At 32.9% G+C, this 16,702-nt stretch carries 13 protein-coding genes and 1 other annotated feature; of the genes, 4 read left to right on the forward strand and 9 right to left on the reverse strand.

Annotation, left to right across the window (positions count from 1 at the left end):
* Positions 1 to 51: 51 nt before the first annotated feature.
* Together AC3WJG_RS20200 and brnQ are read left to right on the forward strand one after the other, a co-directional pair.
* Positions 52 to 294 carry a hypothetical protein gene (locus AC3WJG_RS20200; protein ID WP_263034303.1) on the forward strand — a complete coding sequence of 81 codons (243 nt, stop codon included), beginning with the start codon at positions 52 to 54 and terminating at the stop codon, positions 292 to 294.
* 694 nt (positions 295 to 988) lie between these two features.
* Positions 989 to 2,341, forward strand: coding sequence for a branched-chain amino acid transport system II carrier protein (brnQ, locus tag AC3WJG_RS20205; RefSeq protein ID WP_492588533.1), 1,353 nt, complete (start codon positions 989 to 991; stop codon positions 2,339 to 2,341).
* A 580-nt stretch (positions 2,342 to 2,921) separates the two neighbouring features.
* Here brnQ and AC3WJG_RS20210 read toward each other — a convergent pair.
* The 5 genes from AC3WJG_RS20210 to AC3WJG_RS20230 form a co-directional block, all read right to left on the reverse strand.
* Entirely contained in the window at positions 2,922 to 3,146 is a 225-nt protein-coding gene (locus AC3WJG_RS20210) for a hypothetical protein (protein WP_011106165.1), read from the reverse strand.
* Between the two features lie 65 nt (positions 3,147 to 3,211).
* Positions 3,212 to 3,802, reverse strand: a complete 591-nt coding sequence (locus AC3WJG_RS20215) for an HMA2 domain-containing protein (RefSeq protein ID WP_029714746.1) — start codon at positions 3,800 to 3,802, stop codon at positions 3,212 to 3,214.
* Positions 3,774 to 5,888: a heavy metal translocating P-type ATPase gene (locus AC3WJG_RS20220; RefSeq protein ID WP_337134099.1), complete on the reverse strand. Its 2,115-nt coding sequence runs from the start codon at positions 5,886 to 5,888 to the stop codon at positions 3,774 to 3,776. Before AC3WJG_RS20220 ends, AC3WJG_RS20215 begins: the two co-directional genes overlap by 29 nt.
* A complete protein-coding gene (locus AC3WJG_RS20225; RefSeq protein WP_047933083.1) occupies positions 5,888 to 6,421 on the reverse strand; it encodes an HMA2 domain-containing protein in 534 nt (177 codons plus the stop codon). Before AC3WJG_RS20225 ends, AC3WJG_RS20220 begins: the two co-directional genes overlap by 1 nt.
* Before the next feature lie 18 nt (positions 6,422 to 6,439).
* Complete coding sequence (locus tag AC3WJG_RS20230) at positions 6,440 to 6,724, reverse strand: HMA2 domain-containing protein (RefSeq protein ID WP_225049691.1); 285 nt, start codon at positions 6,722 to 6,724, stop codon at positions 6,440 to 6,442.
* A 1,270-nt stretch (positions 6,725 to 7,994) separates the two neighbouring features.
* Here AC3WJG_RS20230 and AC3WJG_RS20235 point away from each other — a divergent pair.
* On the forward strand, positions 7,995 to 8,843 hold the full coding sequence (locus tag AC3WJG_RS20235; protein ID WP_337134090.1) for a class I SAM-dependent methyltransferase: 849 nt from the start codon (positions 7,995 to 7,997) through the stop codon (positions 8,841 to 8,843).
* 405 nt (positions 8,844 to 9,248) lie between these two features.
* On the opposite strand, the gene AC3WJG_RS20240 is transcribed toward AC3WJG_RS20235, so the two are convergent.
* A complete protein-coding gene (locus AC3WJG_RS20240; RefSeq protein WP_225049689.1) occupies positions 9,249 to 10,727 on the reverse strand; it encodes an Lsa family ABC-F type ribosomal protection protein in 1,479 nt (492 codons plus the stop codon).
* Positions 10,728 to 11,416: 689 nt separating this feature from the next.
* On the reverse strand, positions 11,417 to 12,757 hold the full coding sequence (locus tag AC3WJG_RS20245; protein WP_225049688.1) for an aminotransferase-like domain-containing protein: 1,341 nt from the start codon (positions 12,755 to 12,757) through the stop codon (positions 11,417 to 11,419).
* Positions 12,758 to 12,878: 121 nt separating this feature from the next.
* On the opposite strand from AC3WJG_RS20245, the gene AC3WJG_RS20250 reads away from it, so the two are divergent.
* A complete protein-coding gene (locus AC3WJG_RS20250; RefSeq protein WP_337134092.1) occupies positions 12,879 to 13,799 on the forward strand; it encodes a DMT family transporter in 921 nt (306 codons plus the stop codon).
* Between the two features lie 174 nt (positions 13,800 to 13,973).
* Here AC3WJG_RS20250 and AC3WJG_RS20255 read toward each other — a convergent pair whose 3' ends face one another.
* Together AC3WJG_RS20255 and AC3WJG_RS20260 are read right to left on the reverse strand one after the other, a co-directional pair.
* Positions 13,974 to 15,542 carry a 2-isopropylmalate synthase gene (locus AC3WJG_RS20255; RefSeq protein ID WP_225049686.1) on the reverse strand — a complete coding sequence of 523 codons (1,569 nt, stop codon included), beginning with the start codon at positions 15,540 to 15,542 and terminating at the stop codon, positions 13,974 to 13,976.
* A gap of 57 nt (positions 15,543 to 15,599) precedes the next feature.
* Positions 15,600 to 15,843 (reverse strand) — a binding site (T-box leader).
* 313 nt (positions 15,844 to 16,156) lie between these two features.
* Positions 16,157 to 16,630, reverse strand: a complete 474-nt coding sequence (locus AC3WJG_RS20260; RefSeq protein WP_337134093.1) for a stress protein — start codon at positions 16,628 to 16,630, stop codon at positions 16,157 to 16,159.
* Positions 16,631 to 16,702: the final 72 nt, after the last annotated feature.

A 16,702-nucleotide genomic window follows, 5' to 3' on the forward strand; every position in this document is an offset into this window, starting at 1 on the left:
ATTAAGAGAAAAGAGCATCACATATAAACGGGAAGAACGGAGGGATGACCTATGAATAGAAAAATGCTTAATTATATTATCTTTTTATCATGGTTTTTGTTTCTAGTTCTTTTATGGATTATCTTCTCATTTTTTAAAGGTGAAAATGGACAGTGGTGGTCTATGTATCGTTTAAATATAAAAAAATATGGTCCTTGGGCTTTAGAGGTTTCTTACATAAAAATTAGTTTTGCTGCTTTTATCTCTTTATTAATAGCTTATATGCTGAGTTTTGGCTTCAAAAAGAAAAGATAAAAAGACCTTAATTAATTTGTTAATAAGGTCTTTTCAGTATATATAAAATTTATGACATATTTTAAAAAAGAAAAAATGATCATTATTACTTATCCTCTGACTGCTTGAATGGAGTACCATAAGATAATCATTCAAAGGAAACAGAAACGTTTGTGATTCTAGACAGTGATTTTACATTAGAAAAGTACTTTGTCTAGAGATAAGCTGTTGATTGTCAAATTACTAGTTCAGGAGATAAAAGTAAGCGTTCTTTATAAGACTTAGAATGCTCCATTTCTTGAAGCAATAAATCAACTACTTTTTCCTTTCAGGTGTTTAGCTAATATTAAAAAGTTTTATAAGTTTCGTAGTACTATATTTCCAAACTTCCTTGCATATCATTCAATCAAATTAATTAAAAGGATAATATACGCGATTTGAATATGATTTATAATTTTTTTTAAAAAATACCGTTATTAACTCACTTAACGTACGCATTTTGAATAAAAATCTGGATTTTTAATATTATTTTTATTTTAATAATGGATAATGAACGGAAAATTGATAATTTTTTAAATTTTATTAAAAAAGTTTATTTTTTATATTGAAATATGTAATTTGACTGTTTATAATACAAAAAAGATAAGTTATTTGTAATTTAAATTGTCTGAAAATTTAATTTTTTATAAAGAATATTTTTAATGGGGGTTTCACCGTGTCAAACAAAGTACCGTTTTCTTTTATAGTAATCATTGGTTTAATGTTATTTGCGTTATTTTTTGGAGCTGGAAATTTAATATTCCCTGCCATGCTTGGTCAGTCAGCGGGAGCAAATATCTGGTCAGCAAATGCGGGTTTTTTAGTTACTGGAGTAGGCTTGCCTTTACTTGGTGTACTAGCTTTTGGGTTCTCCGGAAAAGAAGATTTACAATCATTAGCAAGTCGCGTACATCCTATCTTTGGTTTAGTATTTACAACTGTTCTTTATCTAGCTATTGGACCTTTATTTGCTATCCCACGAACAGGTAACGTCTCTTTTGAAATCGGACTTAAACCTTTCATTTCTGAAGGCTCTAGTTCTATAGCTTTACTCGTGTTTACTATTATATTTTTCACTATTACATGCTTTTTTTCTCTCAATCCGGCGAAAATTGTCGATATTGTCGGAAAATTCTTAACGCCGATTAAATTAACATTCATCGGAATTCTAGTTCTAGTAGCTTTTATTCATCCTATTGGAAAATTTCAAGCACCCACAGAAAAATATGTAACAAACTCTTTTTTTAATGGGTTCCAAGAAGGATATCTAACAATGGATACTCTTGCATCTTTCGTTTTCGGAATCATTATTATCAATGCAATTAAAGAAAAAGGCGCTAAAACAAAGAAGCAAATTATAACTGTTTGCCTAAAAGCTACAGGAATTGCTGCTATTATTCTTGCAACTATCTATTCTGCTCTTTCATACATGGGCGCTTCAAGTGTAGAAAAGCTTGGACATTTAGATAATGGTGGTACGGTGTTAGCGAAAGTTTCTGATTATTATTTTGGAGAATATGGAGGTTTACTATTAGGCTTAATGATCACAGTAGCTTGTCTGACAACTAGCGTAAGGCTTATTACTTCATGCTCTTCTTATTTCCATAAATTATTACCCTCTATTTCTTATAAGAAAATTGCGATTAGCTTATCCGTGTTTAGCGCAATCATCGCAAATGTTGGATTAAATCATTTAATTTCTTTTTCAGTACCTGTTTTAACAGTGCTCTATCCATTAGCAATTGTTCTAATCTTTTTGACTTTCCTTCATTCTTTATTTAAAGGATGTGCTGAGGTATACCAAGGTAGCCTATTCTTAACATTTATTGTAAGTCTGGCAGATGGATTAAATGATTTTGGCTTACACATCCCTGGTATTGACCAATTATTTACTTACTATCTTCCTCTTTATCATATTGGATTAGGTTGGATATTCCCTGCAATTATTGGAGGTCTTGCAGGTTATGGAGTTAACTTATTTAAAAATAAAGAGCAATTTACTTCTAAATCAACAAGGTTAAATAAATAATAATTTTACTTTAATTATCTTAAATAAAGCAAATACAAAAAGAGTCTTTACTTTTTATAAGTTAAAGACTCTTCTTATGAGTTTCCTATATATTTAGATGATGCTCCTTCTTTTGTACTTTTATAATTAAGTTAAATTAATATTTATATTATTACGAAAATAAGTTCGTTAAAGTCTATGTTTTTAGAGGACGTTTATATGTCATCTTTAAACTTAAACGAACGGTAAAAATAATAGATTTCTTATGTAAATGATAGGTTCGTAAAGGTATACTTTTACGGTCGGTACGTTCAATTTTCTTCAAAAGTTATAGAGGTAAAGTCTAGAATCTTATTTGTAACTTTTTAACGCTGTATAAATAAAAAGTAAATTACTCCTTCTGATCATTTGTAAAATTAAAACATTCCCCTCTATAATTATTGATAATTTTTAAATTGCAGAATATAATAATAACAAGAGTTTACCACAGGAAACTTTTTAGCGTACGGTAAATAAGCGTTTCATCATTTAAAAATGATTCCCTCATTATGAATAAAAAGAGTGAGAGTTAGCCTGGAACTATCCCTCACTCTTTTTATCATTATTTTACTTGTAATTCAGCAATCATATCTTCTAGACGCTCTTTCTGTGCTTGAAGCTCTTCCATAGAAGGTTGATAAGATGAAATAGTTTGTTGTCCACCATATGCCTGTTTAGGTTGAACCAAACGTTGTAATTGCCCACCGTTTTGTTCATATAAACGGTAGCCTACTGCGCCTACCACTGTTCCTGATACAAATCCCATTAGAAAATCGCGATTAATCATTATAAAACTCCCCCATAATCCTAAGTTTTTTATATCAATTCATACAAAAGGTATGAATGAATATCTTACGTAATTGTAGATAGCTTTTGTGATTGCACTTTCTGCTTTTCATGTAACAATTCCAACACATTCACAATCCATGTAATCATCGCTACATATAGCATATTTGATGGCCCTAGAGATAACATCGTAACAATGCCGGTTAAAATATCTGGGTGCCTCATTTTATTGCTCGTACCATGAGATAAGACCGTATAGCCTGTTGCAACTACTGCTCCATATACGAGTGCATCTGGTTTATAAAAAGATGATTTTCGAATACCTGCCAGTAGAAGTAATCCCCCAGAAAACAATGTACGTAGCCAATCATTTCGTGTGGCAGGATCCATTTGAATCATAATATCATCTAATGGATCTAAACGCGTTTGCTGAAAAAAGATAGATACATAACGAAAAATGGTATTGCGAGAAAGTTGTGAAACATCATAGTAAATAAGCATGGTTTGAATGGTGGGTTCTATTCTCACACTCGTTATACCTTTTAAAGCAGAAAACATATGCTCTATTTCCACATGATTTTTCTTATCTCTCAATGCTGGGATATGAAATCGAATACGACCTGGTATATCATGCAGAACGTAGAATTTGGGATTCATTGGTTTCCCTCCCTAACCATAAAATTCTTGCACTATTTATTACTACACCAATAGTGGCCGCATTATGAATAGCTGCTCCCACAATTGGAGAGAAGATACCTAAAGCACCGAATAAAATTGCCATACCATTAATAGCAAACGTGGCAATAAAGTTTTGTTTAATAATGTTCATAGTCTTTTTAGATAGTCCAACTAACTCAGAAAGCATTTCTGGGCTATCAGACGTGATAATAACATCACTGGCTTCCGAAGCAATGTCTGTTCGTTTAGCACCCATCGTTACACCTACATCGGCATGAGCTAAAGCTGGTGCATCGTTAATGCCGTCACCTACCATCATGACAGCTCCTGTGCTCCCATACTTCTTCACATAAAAGGCTTTATCATCTGGCAAAGCCTCTGCATGATACCAGTTCAGTTTTAAGCGACGCGCCATCTCTCTTGCAACCGTTCTCTTGTCTCCAGTAAGCATAATGATGTCGTTAATACCTTGATGTCGAAGATTATTCACTGCGCGGTGCATACCAGAACGTATTTTGTCAAAAATGCTAACTACTCCTACAAGTGTTTGATCATAAGCTACATAAATCACATTTTCGTCGTTTTGCATGTGTTGAAGTAAGTTGGTTGTTTTGACTTTTAATTCATTCATAAAGCGTAAACTTCCAACAACAACTCTTTTACCATTTAGCCAAGTGGAAATTCCTTTTCCTACCATTGTTTCTACTTGAGCATTATTGTCTCTAATAGGAATTAAAATGTTCCATTCTTTCGCTTGCTTCATAATTGCATCAGCAATAGGATGGGTAGAATTTTTCTCAGCTGCTGCAGCTAAACGAATAACATCTTCTTGATTAAAGCCTTCAGCAGCAATTACTTGCTGAACCACAGGCGTTCCTTCTGTAATAGTTCCTGTCTTATCAAGAATAACTGTATTTAGTTTAGACATCTTTTCAATATGATGACTGCCTTTAACAATAGCCCCTTCTTTTGCAGCACGTCCGATGGATGCGTATAAAGCTGTTGCCGTTGATAATTTAATCCCGCAAATAAAATCAATAACTAACATACTCATCGCTCTGTTAAGGTTTCGAGTGAAGAGAAATGTAAGCAGTGCCAAACTAAAAGAAACAGGAACCATTTTTTCAGCTACTGTATCGGCTATATTTTGAATAGGAGCGCGTTTATCTTGTGCTTCCTCCAACAGTTTCACAATTTTAGAGAGAGATGTATCTTCTCCTACTTTTTCAACTGTTACGGTAACATGTCCACTCTGCAAGACACTTCCAGCGTACACATTATCTCCACCACTTACCTCTCGCGGCATATACTCCCCAGTAATTGAGGCCTCATCTGCTGTACCGTTCCCCTCTATTATGATTCCATCCACGGGGATCATTTCTCCAGTAAAAACTACAACCTTATCACCAACTTGAATATCCTCGACTAAAACCTTTTCTTCAACACCCTTTTCTTTTACTCTCCAGGCATATGAGACATCTAATTTTAGAACGGAGTGAATATAATGCTTGGTTTGTTCAGACGTATAGTCTGTTAATAGCTCACTAATAGTAGACATCAAAGTGATAATTAAAGCCGATCCTGGATTCTTCATATACAAAGAAGCGAATATAGAAGCAGCTGTTAATGTATTAGCATTCCCTTTTCGTTCTTTTAGAACATGAAGAACACCATCTTTAATTACATCATAGGAAGTACTAATAGCAGTAAAGGTGCTAACCCAATAGGAAAGTACTTTTACTATAGCAGGATACGAAGAACGTTGAAGGTACCAGTTAACTAAAAAAATAGTTCCACAAGCTATGATAGGTATAGCCTTTTTCCATGAACATGCTGCTTGCATGAGTGTATGTTTATATTTATGGATGAACGATTTTAGACTGTATAAAGAGAGAGTAATATGATGATAAATGAGTAGACTTCCGGTTACTTGATTATAGTTTGCAGAATATACCCCTGGAAAAGAGCGTAACCAAGTTTCAATATGGCTTGTTTCTAGCTGTTTAGTTATATAAAATCGGGTTCTTCCAGGGAGAGAATGAGCTACCTTTACCCCGAACATCATCACCTATTCTTTTCCCCCTTATCCTTAATGATGTTGTATGACCAATAAAGTAAGCTTGCAGAGAAAGCAGGCGCACTTCCAAACGTCTGAATTCCTTTTCCTAATAAAAATAGAACAAATAAACTATCAAAGTCAGCAAAGCCATTAGTTTGCTTTTTAATTCCTTTATCTATAAATCCAAGTGTGTTAGTCATGCCATTCATCAATGTAGCATCTTTGTTTAAAATGGCGTTAGCTGCTATTTGTACGATATAACTCATCAGTTCATCTAGCTCTTCCTGGTTAATATGAGGTACAACAAATTGAAGCAGCAAACTGCCGGTTAGTTCTGAAGCTTCCGATGTTAAAATAAGAGGATGTTTTTTTACTTCTTCCGTTAGAGCATGTGCAATGATACGGTGCTTCCAACTGTCACATTGTATACGCAGTCGCCCCGGCATCGCATGCAATACTTTTATTTTTTGATCACGGAATTGAGACATAATTTTTGGAGCAATAAAAGAGGCACCTAAACCAATTACAGTAGGAAGCATGCTCATCCCTCCCTTTCCTTAAGCTCTATATTCTTCTTGATATATTTGTTCAATAAGTTGAAACCACTCTTCAATTTCTTTGTTATTTGTCATGTGGGAAGCTTTATATGTAATAAGTAAACTCCCGGTATCTGATGTAAATACTGCGTCATAGACAAGGGGTTGAGATTTCAAATTTAAAATAATTAATTCAACTAGCTTACTATTATCTTTCCAAACAGTTGAACGAAGTCTCATTCTTCCTGGAATAAAATGTACAAGATTAATCTGTAACTTATTTAATTTCTTCTCTGCAAATTTCATTAATAATTTCTCTTTGATACTCATTAATATCCAAATACCACCAATCTTTTTTCTTTATTTTACCAAATCATATATTTTATAACAATATAATTATTAAAATACTGTAAATTTTATTACATACAGATAAGTAATAAAATTTACAGTATTTTAGGATGATATAGGATGATAATAGATATGTTTTTTATATAGATGCTTAAAGTTTCTTTATTTGTTAGCTTAAATACTTTCGAGTACAATGGTGTCTAAAAACTATGTACTTCTAGACCACCTGCATTGAAGAAAACTTAATATTAGCAAAATAAAAAGCAACCTCGACATTGGCAGGCGAGGTTGCTTCATGTAAGGGTTCATTCATACGTATCCGAGTACGAACGATAGCAGAATTATAACATATTTTTCAATATAAATACTATTTTCTTGGCTACATAATTGGAAACTATGTAGGAATCACCCTGGATTATTGGTTTATGTCAATGAATTAACTTATCTACCTAACTCTAGTTTAATAGTTAAAAACTGAATAAAAGGTATAATACATACTGTTTATACCAGGAGCTTTTTTGTTTTTTAACCTACAGAGAACATAAACAACCTGATTAAATATCTGTTTTTTATTAAGGGAGTTATTTGGATTAGCTCTTTATTATTTTCTACCTAAACTAATCTTGCCCTTCTCTTTAGATATAATTGTTTACATACCTGCTACAACAGTTGCACACAATATTCAAGGTGAATGAAGTCATTAAAAATAAATTGCTTTCCAAAAGAACCTAACTAAGAATGAGGTAGGTTCTTTTATTTTTAAGCCGTATGATCAAGATATTTAGTTACCATAAAACCAATTATAAGAAGCAAAAAAACCTGTATTTTAAAATACAGGTTTTTTCATATTTCTCTTCAAAGTATCTATTTAAAACTTATTATTTTTATTAAAAATCATTCATTTCCTACCTTTATAACACCACATTTTTGTACTTTTTTCCAGTCTGGTATTTAAATCTTTTTTCAATAAAATACAGATTAGGATTGGTATTCATATAAAAGAAATTGGGGAAGAATTTAAAGGTAACTAGTGAAGTAGAAGTTATAGAATTAAAAATTGAAGCACTTGGTGACCAGATTGTATTAAACCCTACATCTGAAGGGGTTTCCTATAGTAAAAGTAATATAAGGTTATGCCACAAACGGTCCATTTTCTGGAATAACCCTTTAAAGGTAAAATAATATTTGAATGTTAAAATCAAATGTAATTGCAAAAGGAGATTCATAAATGAAAGAAAACCAAATCAGTTTTACCGCGATGATGACAGCTTATATTCGAGGTATTCACTCAAAATATGCAAACCATAAAATTTTCAATGACTTTTTGGCATATGAACTAATTCCTGAAGAACAAAAAAAATTAATAGAGGAGATTATGCCAAAAGAAGCTTTGATGAATTCTACAGCCTCTATCAGTCGTTCTCGATACACAGAAGATTGTTTAATGAAGGCGATTGAAACTGGTTTAGAACAGTATGTAATCTTAGGTGCTGGCTTAGATACTTTTGCATTTAGATATCCTGATTTGTTAAAGAGTCTTAATGTATTTGAACTAGATCATCCTGCGACGCAAAGTTTTAAACGTCAATGTGTGGATAAGGTGGATTGGGATCATCCAGAAAACCTACATTACATTTCTATCGACTTCACTCGAGAGGATATAGTAAATAAACTCAATTCATCACTAAACTATTCTGTCCCATCCAAAAGTTTTTTCAGCTGGCAAGGAGTTACAATGTACTTATCTAAAGAAGAAGTATATAAAACACTAGCTAATATACCTAAGGTGACTCCCTCTGGGAGCATGATTGTATTTGATTACTTCAGTGTAGATGAATTTAATGAGGAAACTACTTCCACTGATTTGAAAAGGAAAGAAAAAATGATGAATAAGATAGGAGAGCCAATGAAAACAGGTTTTGATCCAGCTAGTATGAAGCAAGAAATGGTAGAACTCGGATTGGATTTGCTCGAGAATTTAAGCCCGACGGATATTGAGAAACGATATATGACAGGATTAAATGTGAACTTAAAGGCGCATAAAAACGTGTACTTTGCACTAGCTGTAGTTGAATAGGCTCTATTCCGAAAGGGTGCGATTGGTGAAGATCAATGGGGAATTTGTTTTCGCTGATAGTGGGGAAATTTAAATCGTTATGGACATAGTAGTAAGATGGATTAGAGTTTGATGAAACATTTTTGTTAGTTTGTTTCTTTTTTTAATAATTATAGAACGCCTTGAGCAAACTACCCAAGACGCCGTAAGGCATCACACCAAATTTCCTATTCTAAACATGGGAAACCTACTGTACAGGAGCAGTAGGTTTTTCTATTTTCCGACTATATATGATATAAAACCTTAGTTGCTATAAAACGTATTCCTGGCACCAAGAAGAAGCGCTAATCTTTTCTTAGACTAACGCTCCTTATAATTTGTTTAATAATCTAATCTACAATTAAAGCTTTAATTCCTCATATTTGCTTACATAGAGATAATTTTCGTTGCAACTTTTTGTTGAAATGCTTGATCATGCTCAACGATAACCATTGTGGGACTAAAACTTTGAATGAGCTCTTCAATCTGCACACGCGAATAAATATCAATAAAATTTAATGGTTCATCCCAAATATATAAATGAGCTTTTTCACATAAACTTTTGGCTATAAGCAGCTTTTTCTTTTGTCCACCAGAATAGTGAGATATATCTTTCTCAAATTGAATTCGGTCAAAATCCATCTTACGTAGGATAGATTTAAATAATGTTTCATCAATCTTATATTCTTTAATGAAGTTCGATAATCGTCCTTTCAAGTGAGAGGTATCTTGTTGGACATAAGAAATAATGAGGCCAGAGCCTACATTCATTGAGCCTGTATACTGTATGGATTTCCCTAGAATTAGTTTTAGAATACTACTTTTGCCACTTCCATTCTTTCCATCAAGTACAATACGATCACCTTGTTCAACTTTAAAGCTAATTGGCTTGTTTACTATTTGGGCATTATACTTAACAGATACACCAGTTAAATTAATTAATTCATTCGATTGGAATTCCAATGGTTCTAATTTTAAAGCTTCGGTTTTTTCTACATTTTTTAACAAATTGGACTTTTCTTCAATAGCTTTTTGTTGCCTTGATTCAAGGGTCTTTGCTCTCTTCATCATCTTTTCTGCTTTATGTCCTACAAAACCTTTATCCAACTTAGAACCAGAACTTGTTGTCCCATTTTTGGAAGATTCCACTTGATTAGACCAACCTGTTGCACGCTTTGAAGATTGTTTTAATCTTCCAATGTCTTTTTGTAGACGTTGATTCTTTGCTTCTTCGTGCTCCTGCTGTCTATCAAAGTTGAATTTCCACGAAGAATAGTTACCACTTTGAACTTCAATGTTTGCTCTATTGATAGATAAGATATGATCCACGCATCCATCTAAAAACATTCTGTCATGGGAAATTAAAATAAACCCTTTTTTCTTCCTTAGATAATCAGAGACTATCTTTCGTGCATCAGTGTCTAGGTGATTGGTTGGTTCATCAATCAATAGAAATTGACCCTCATTCAAAAAAAGTCCAGCAAGCAACACCTTCGTTTGTTCCCCGTTAGATAATGTTTTAAATGGTCGGTACATGACCTCCGCATCAACATTCAAATAGGATATTTCACGAAGAAATTCCCAATCTTCTACTAGGGGGCAGATTTCTTCTAAGATTTCATGAGTATACTTGTTTTTATCCGAAACTGGATAAGGGAAATAATTAAATTCTACAGATGAAATGATTTCTCCACTATACTCATAATTCTCTAATAATAAATTGAAGAATGTTGTTTTACCTCGTCCATTTCTACCGATAAATCCAAGTTTCCAATCCGTATCTATTTGAAAGTTTACATCTTCAAAAATATTGTCAAAACTACTCGGATAAGAAAAAGTTAAATTTTGAACTTGTATCATTGACATAATAATTCCTCCTTTGTATAGCAACACTTTTTACTTTTTATACAAAGTCGGCACCTCCATCTATTCTAAATTACTCTGTATAAGTTTGATGGATGTTAACGACTTATACAGAGTATTACATGCGTAACAATAGTTTCTGAACTGCTCATTTCTCTCTCTCCTTTATTCATTAGATTACGTTGCAGCATTAAAAAATATTAAGCCTACCTATGAGAGCATAAAAAATCCTCCCAGTTTGTAATTGGAAGGATTAGTCTTTCACTTATGTTAAATAAGTGCTTATTTGCCATCGGAATAATGACAAATGAAGTATAAACTGATTTATAAAAATGGATAGACTAATCCTATATTTTGTAGTTTGAAGTTATTCATTTCAAATAAAAAATATAGATTAATTAATCATTGTCCATTCATCAGTCCTCTCATAATTGTACCTTTATATTAACAATTTTTTTTATGAAATACAATTTCACAATGTATTCCATATCGTTTATGCCTTCTATATGTAATAAAAACCAAATTAGAAGTAAGCAAATTGATGTTAAGTAGTCTTTCTGATTAACATAACCAATATTACCGGTAGGAAGAAATTATAGAAGGCAAGCGAGAAAATGTATATCATTACAAGAATAATACTCTTAAGTCTCTTCGTCTTAAACAGTGTTAAAGACCTTAATTACATTAGGTAATTAAGAAAAATAATTATCTCTTTTTTTTAAAGCACTTGCGATTTTTTTGACTCCTTCTTCAACTCGGTGATTTTCAACATTTGACACATTTAACTTTAAAACCCGTTCTTTGTGAAAGTTGGCTAAATAATTACTTTCAACTGAATCCAGATATACACCTTGCTCGTATAAATAACGAATAAATAACTTCATATTTACTTGTCTAGGTAACAAAATATGACCATGCATAACTATTTCTGACGATGATTCGTAATTAGCTAGATAATTTTTCAGCGATTGATGAAGAATTTGTGCACGTTTATGGTAAATACTACTTACTTTTAATTTATTATGTTCAAACATACCACTTTTTATATAAAGATATAGTGCAGCTTGTGAAAGCATAGAGCTATCTATATCTAAGGTCATTCTAAATTTTTGAAAGGTGCTGAGAATAGAGGGAGGAAGAACGGCTAAACCAAGCCTTAAACCTGGAAACATGATTTTTGAAAAGCTCTTTAAGTAGATAACCTGTTCTTTTATATCCTCTGCAAAAAGAGGATCATTCTTTGTGTTATATTCAAAATCTGCTAAATAGTCATCTTCTATAATATACACATTGTATTTATAAGCTAACTGTAAAATAGCTTCTTTGTCTTTTTTGCTATATGATGTTCCTAAAGGATTATGAAAGCGTGGCATTGTATAAAAAAATTTAATCTCTTCTTCATTGAATATTTTCTCTAGTTGTTTTAGATCAATACCTTGCGCTGTACGTTGAATGCCTATTGCACGAATTCCATATGTTTTCAGCATATCCATATATAAATGGTAACTAGGTTGTTCAACTAAAATAGTAGATCTGTTATTTGGAAAAGGCATCATGCTCAGTAAAGCGAGTGCCTGTTGAACCCCTGAAGTGATGAAGATCTGTTCAGATTTCGTAAATACTTGATAAGATTCTAAGAGCTTCTTAGCTTCTACAATTAATAAAGATAAACCTTTTGGTGTTCCATAACGAAACAATTCTTCTTGATATGTATCAATCGCTTTATTAATACACTGTTGAAAGTCTTTATAAGGAAATGCATGCCATGTTGGAGATGATGTTGCAAAATCAACACCTTCAGTAGATATAGGTTCTTCGAAGACCTGATGTTCCACAACGTAATAGCCACTCTTTGGAATGGAATAAATAATATGTTGCTCTTCCAAACGTTTTAAGGCAGATATTATTGTACTTTTACTACAAATATATTGGTACGATAAGTCTCTAATTGAGGGTAATTTTCCTCCTGCTTGAAAGTCCCCAGACTGTATCTTTTGAAGCAGTGAATGATAAATTGTTTCATATTTAAGCATAGTATTCCTCCAAATACACATCTGTACCGATACAGATGTGTATTTTTCATATCGTAGATATTGTTAGTTTCTCTTACTATAGTGATAACCGGCCGGATAAAATCTAAAGGAGGTTATTCACATGATTGAAAAGAAAAGAGCATATATAGCTGCACTTACTTATGCCATTATTATCGGATTGTCATTTATGTTTGTCAAAGTTGCATTAACTATTGCTACACCTTTTGATGCACTAGCACATCGATTTACTATTGCTTTTATAGGAGTTACCACCTTAAAAGTACTGACGAAAAAAGCATTAAAAGTAACCAAAAAGGATATAGGGATCATTGCTTTGTTAGCTATTTTATACCCCACTCTCTTTTTTGCCTTTCAGGTATTTGGATTAGTAAATGTATCATCATCTGAAGCTGGAATTATTCAAGCAACAATCCCAATTTTCACCTTAATCTTTGCGAGCGTATTTTTAAAAGAAACATCTACATTAGGCCAAAAGGTAGCTATTATTTTCTCGGTAGTAGGTGTGATATATATTATGTATATGAACGATATAGAAAATAAAAATACTAGTCTACTAGGAACTGGCTTGATTTTACTTTCTGCACTTGTATCGTCCCTATACAATGTATGTGCTAGAAATTTAACTCAACGATATTCCTTATTCGCTATCACATATATCATGACTTTATTTGGTTTTATTACCTTTAATGGTTTGGCATTGACAAATCATCTTATGAATAACACTATCCACCAATTTATACAGCCTTTTCTTTATCTGAATTTTGTGATTGCAATTGTCTATTTAGGTTTATTATCATCTTTAGTTACTTCCTATCTTTCTAATTACGCCTTATCAAAAATAGAAGCATCTAAAATGAGTGTCTTTAGTAACTTTGCTACACTCATTACAATCTTGGCAGGAGTATTTTTTTTAAAAGAACAATTTTACCTTTACCATCTAGTCGGGGCCCTTATCATTATTGCAGGAGTTATAGGAACAAATTGCTTTGGTAAAAAAGGTAAACACAGTAAAAAAGCCTAGTTTCCATAATCTACATTCCCAGGATACAAAAAACTTAGAAATCCATAGATTCCTAAGTTTTTTGCATTCATGTTTCTTTTCATTCATCATAGTAGCCTAACTTAATATCCAGTAAATATTGCCATGTCCATACTTTAACAAACTAAGCATATCAAGGTGCATATTACCTTTTATTTATTCAATCGGAAGTAAAGTATCAACCACAATATTGTTTACAGCATTGATATAAGCAAATGCACTTGCTTTCATAACATCCGTATCTGTTGCTTTGGCAACATACTTTTCTCCTCTATATTCCACTTGAATCTTAACTTTCCCTAATGCTTCCTTACCTCTTGATACACTGCTAATATTATATTCGATCAATTTAATATCTAAATCACTAATTTCTGTAATAGCTGAATACAAGGCATCAATCGGACCAGAACCGACTGCACTACTTTTCAATATTTGATCACCCTTTTTAATCTTCACACTTGCAGACGGAAAATTTGTATTACTAATCACTTGCAAGTCGATTAGTTCATAAAAATGATTACTATAGTGCATTATATCCTGATTATGAATATCATTTTTCGCATAATAATTCTCAACGATGACATATAAGTCATGATTATATACTTCTTTTTTTGCATCTGCCAATGCAAGGAAAGCTTCAAATATCCCTTCAAATTGCATGTTAGTCATCTCATTAAAGCCTAATGATTCAAGAGCATTTTTCACCGCATGACGTCCAGAACGGGCGGTTAAAACAAGTTCCATATCATCTAAACCAACTTCAATTGGGCTAATGATTTCGTAGGCATCTCTTGCTTTTAATAAGCCGTCTTGGTGTATACCTGAAGAATGAGCAAAAGCATTATCACCCGTAATGGCTTTATTTACTTGTACATCAAGTCCCATTAAACTACTTACCAATCTAGATGTATTCATGATTTCTTTTGTATTAATATTTGTGTACGCATTATAAACTGATGAGCGTGTATTAATTGCCATCACGACCTCTTCTAGTGCAGCATTGCCTGCACGCTCACCAATACCATTTATCGTACATTCAACTTTATCTGCTCCATTTTTAATTGCAGCTAACGTATTCGCAGTCGCCATACCAAGATCATTATGACAATGGACACTTAAAAGCACTTTATCATTCAAATTTTTCAAGCGATCATTTATTTTAAATATTAGTTCACCAAACTCTTCCGGCTCGGCATAGCCAACTGTATCGGGCACATTAATAATGGTAGCCCCCGCCTTTACAACAGCTTCGATCGTTGCCCATAAATATTCAAAATCGGAGCGAGACGCATCCTCCGTTGAATATTGTACATTTGGTAGAAATGTTTTGGCATATTTTACTGCATCAACACCAAGATCTAAAATTTGACTTTTCGATTTTCCAAACTTCTTTTCCACATGAATGTCTGAAGCGCCTAAAACTATATGGATTAACGGTCTTTTAGCATATTTCACACTATTATAAACAGCATCAATATCAGTCTTTACTGCTCTTGCTAACGCTGTAATGATCGTTTCGTCTGTATTTCCTATTTTCATAGCAATTTCTTTCACAGCATTAAAATCACCAGCTGAAGACGAAGGAAAACCAGCTTCGATAATATCGACTTTCAGCTTCTTTAGTTGCTGTGCTACTTCTAGTTTCTCATACAGGTTCAGCTTAGCCCCCGGAACTTGCTCGCCATCTCTTAAAGTCGTATCAAACATCCAAATTTTTCTCGTCATTTCAGAAACACTCCTTTGTCATATTAATGTATAAAAAAAGCCCCGTCTCTATAAAAACATAGAGACGAGGCGTTGCTCGCGGTACCACTCTAATTGATCAATCATTACATAATTAACCCACTCATTTTCGGCAGCTATCACCACCTATCTTCATAACGGTAGAAAACCGACATCCCCTACTTATAATATTCAGGGAGTAGCTCTTGGATGAGTTCAAAGGCAATAACTACCGATTCTCACCAACCATCGGCTCTCTGACAAGTTTATATATCCTTCTACTATTTCCAATCTTTGCTTATTTTTATTTGATTACATGCAATATTATATTTATCCACTTGATTTGTCAATAAATTTTTTGAATAAAAAATTTATTCTGATTATGATAACATTTTTTCACAAATTATTAATTTGCACATAAATATCTGCTATCCTTAAGTGATGTTTAAAATACTTTCTTAAAAAGATTTTTTTATATTGCTACATTGGAGAAAAATATGAACTTTTTCTAAATAGCCAAACCGGTTGCATAATAAGAAGAGCCTTCCCTTTTACCATTAAAGGGGAAGGCTCTTCTCATTATTACCGTTTTAGATCTTTTGTTATCTCTATTTTAATTAAGGTCTATGAAAATTGACGGTTTTACCGTCATCTCCTGTGCGTTCAAACCATCCTCTGAAGGACCAGTTATCATATCCTCCGTCGCCTTCATTAATAAACGTTCCTTCTTCAAATATCCAAACTCCAAACGTAATACCATCGTAATCTACAGTATCAAAATATTGTACACCTTGTAGTTGATCAGAATTATAACCTTGACTTAAATTCATCACCATTACATTGTACTGTTGACCAGATTCAAAGAAAGCTTTTTCCATTGCTCCTTTAACAAATCCACTTCGATTGTCAGCTGTTTTAGCTGCATCTGCAATCGCTTGTCCAATCGCTACTGGATCAATCCCTACGTCTGCTCCGACTTCTGAAGCTTCCGCAGAGCCAACAGAACCTCCTAAATTCGGTAGAGCTAATGGTGTCGCTAACATGGCTATACCTACGGCAGAAGCTACAACAGCTTGTTTCGCTCTTCTCATTTGATCTCCTCCTATTTTAGTTGATTCTTAAAACATTTACCCCTTTTTTACACATTAAAACAAAAATACCAT

Source organism: Priestia sp. FW507-14D1A, assembly GCF_058781295.1.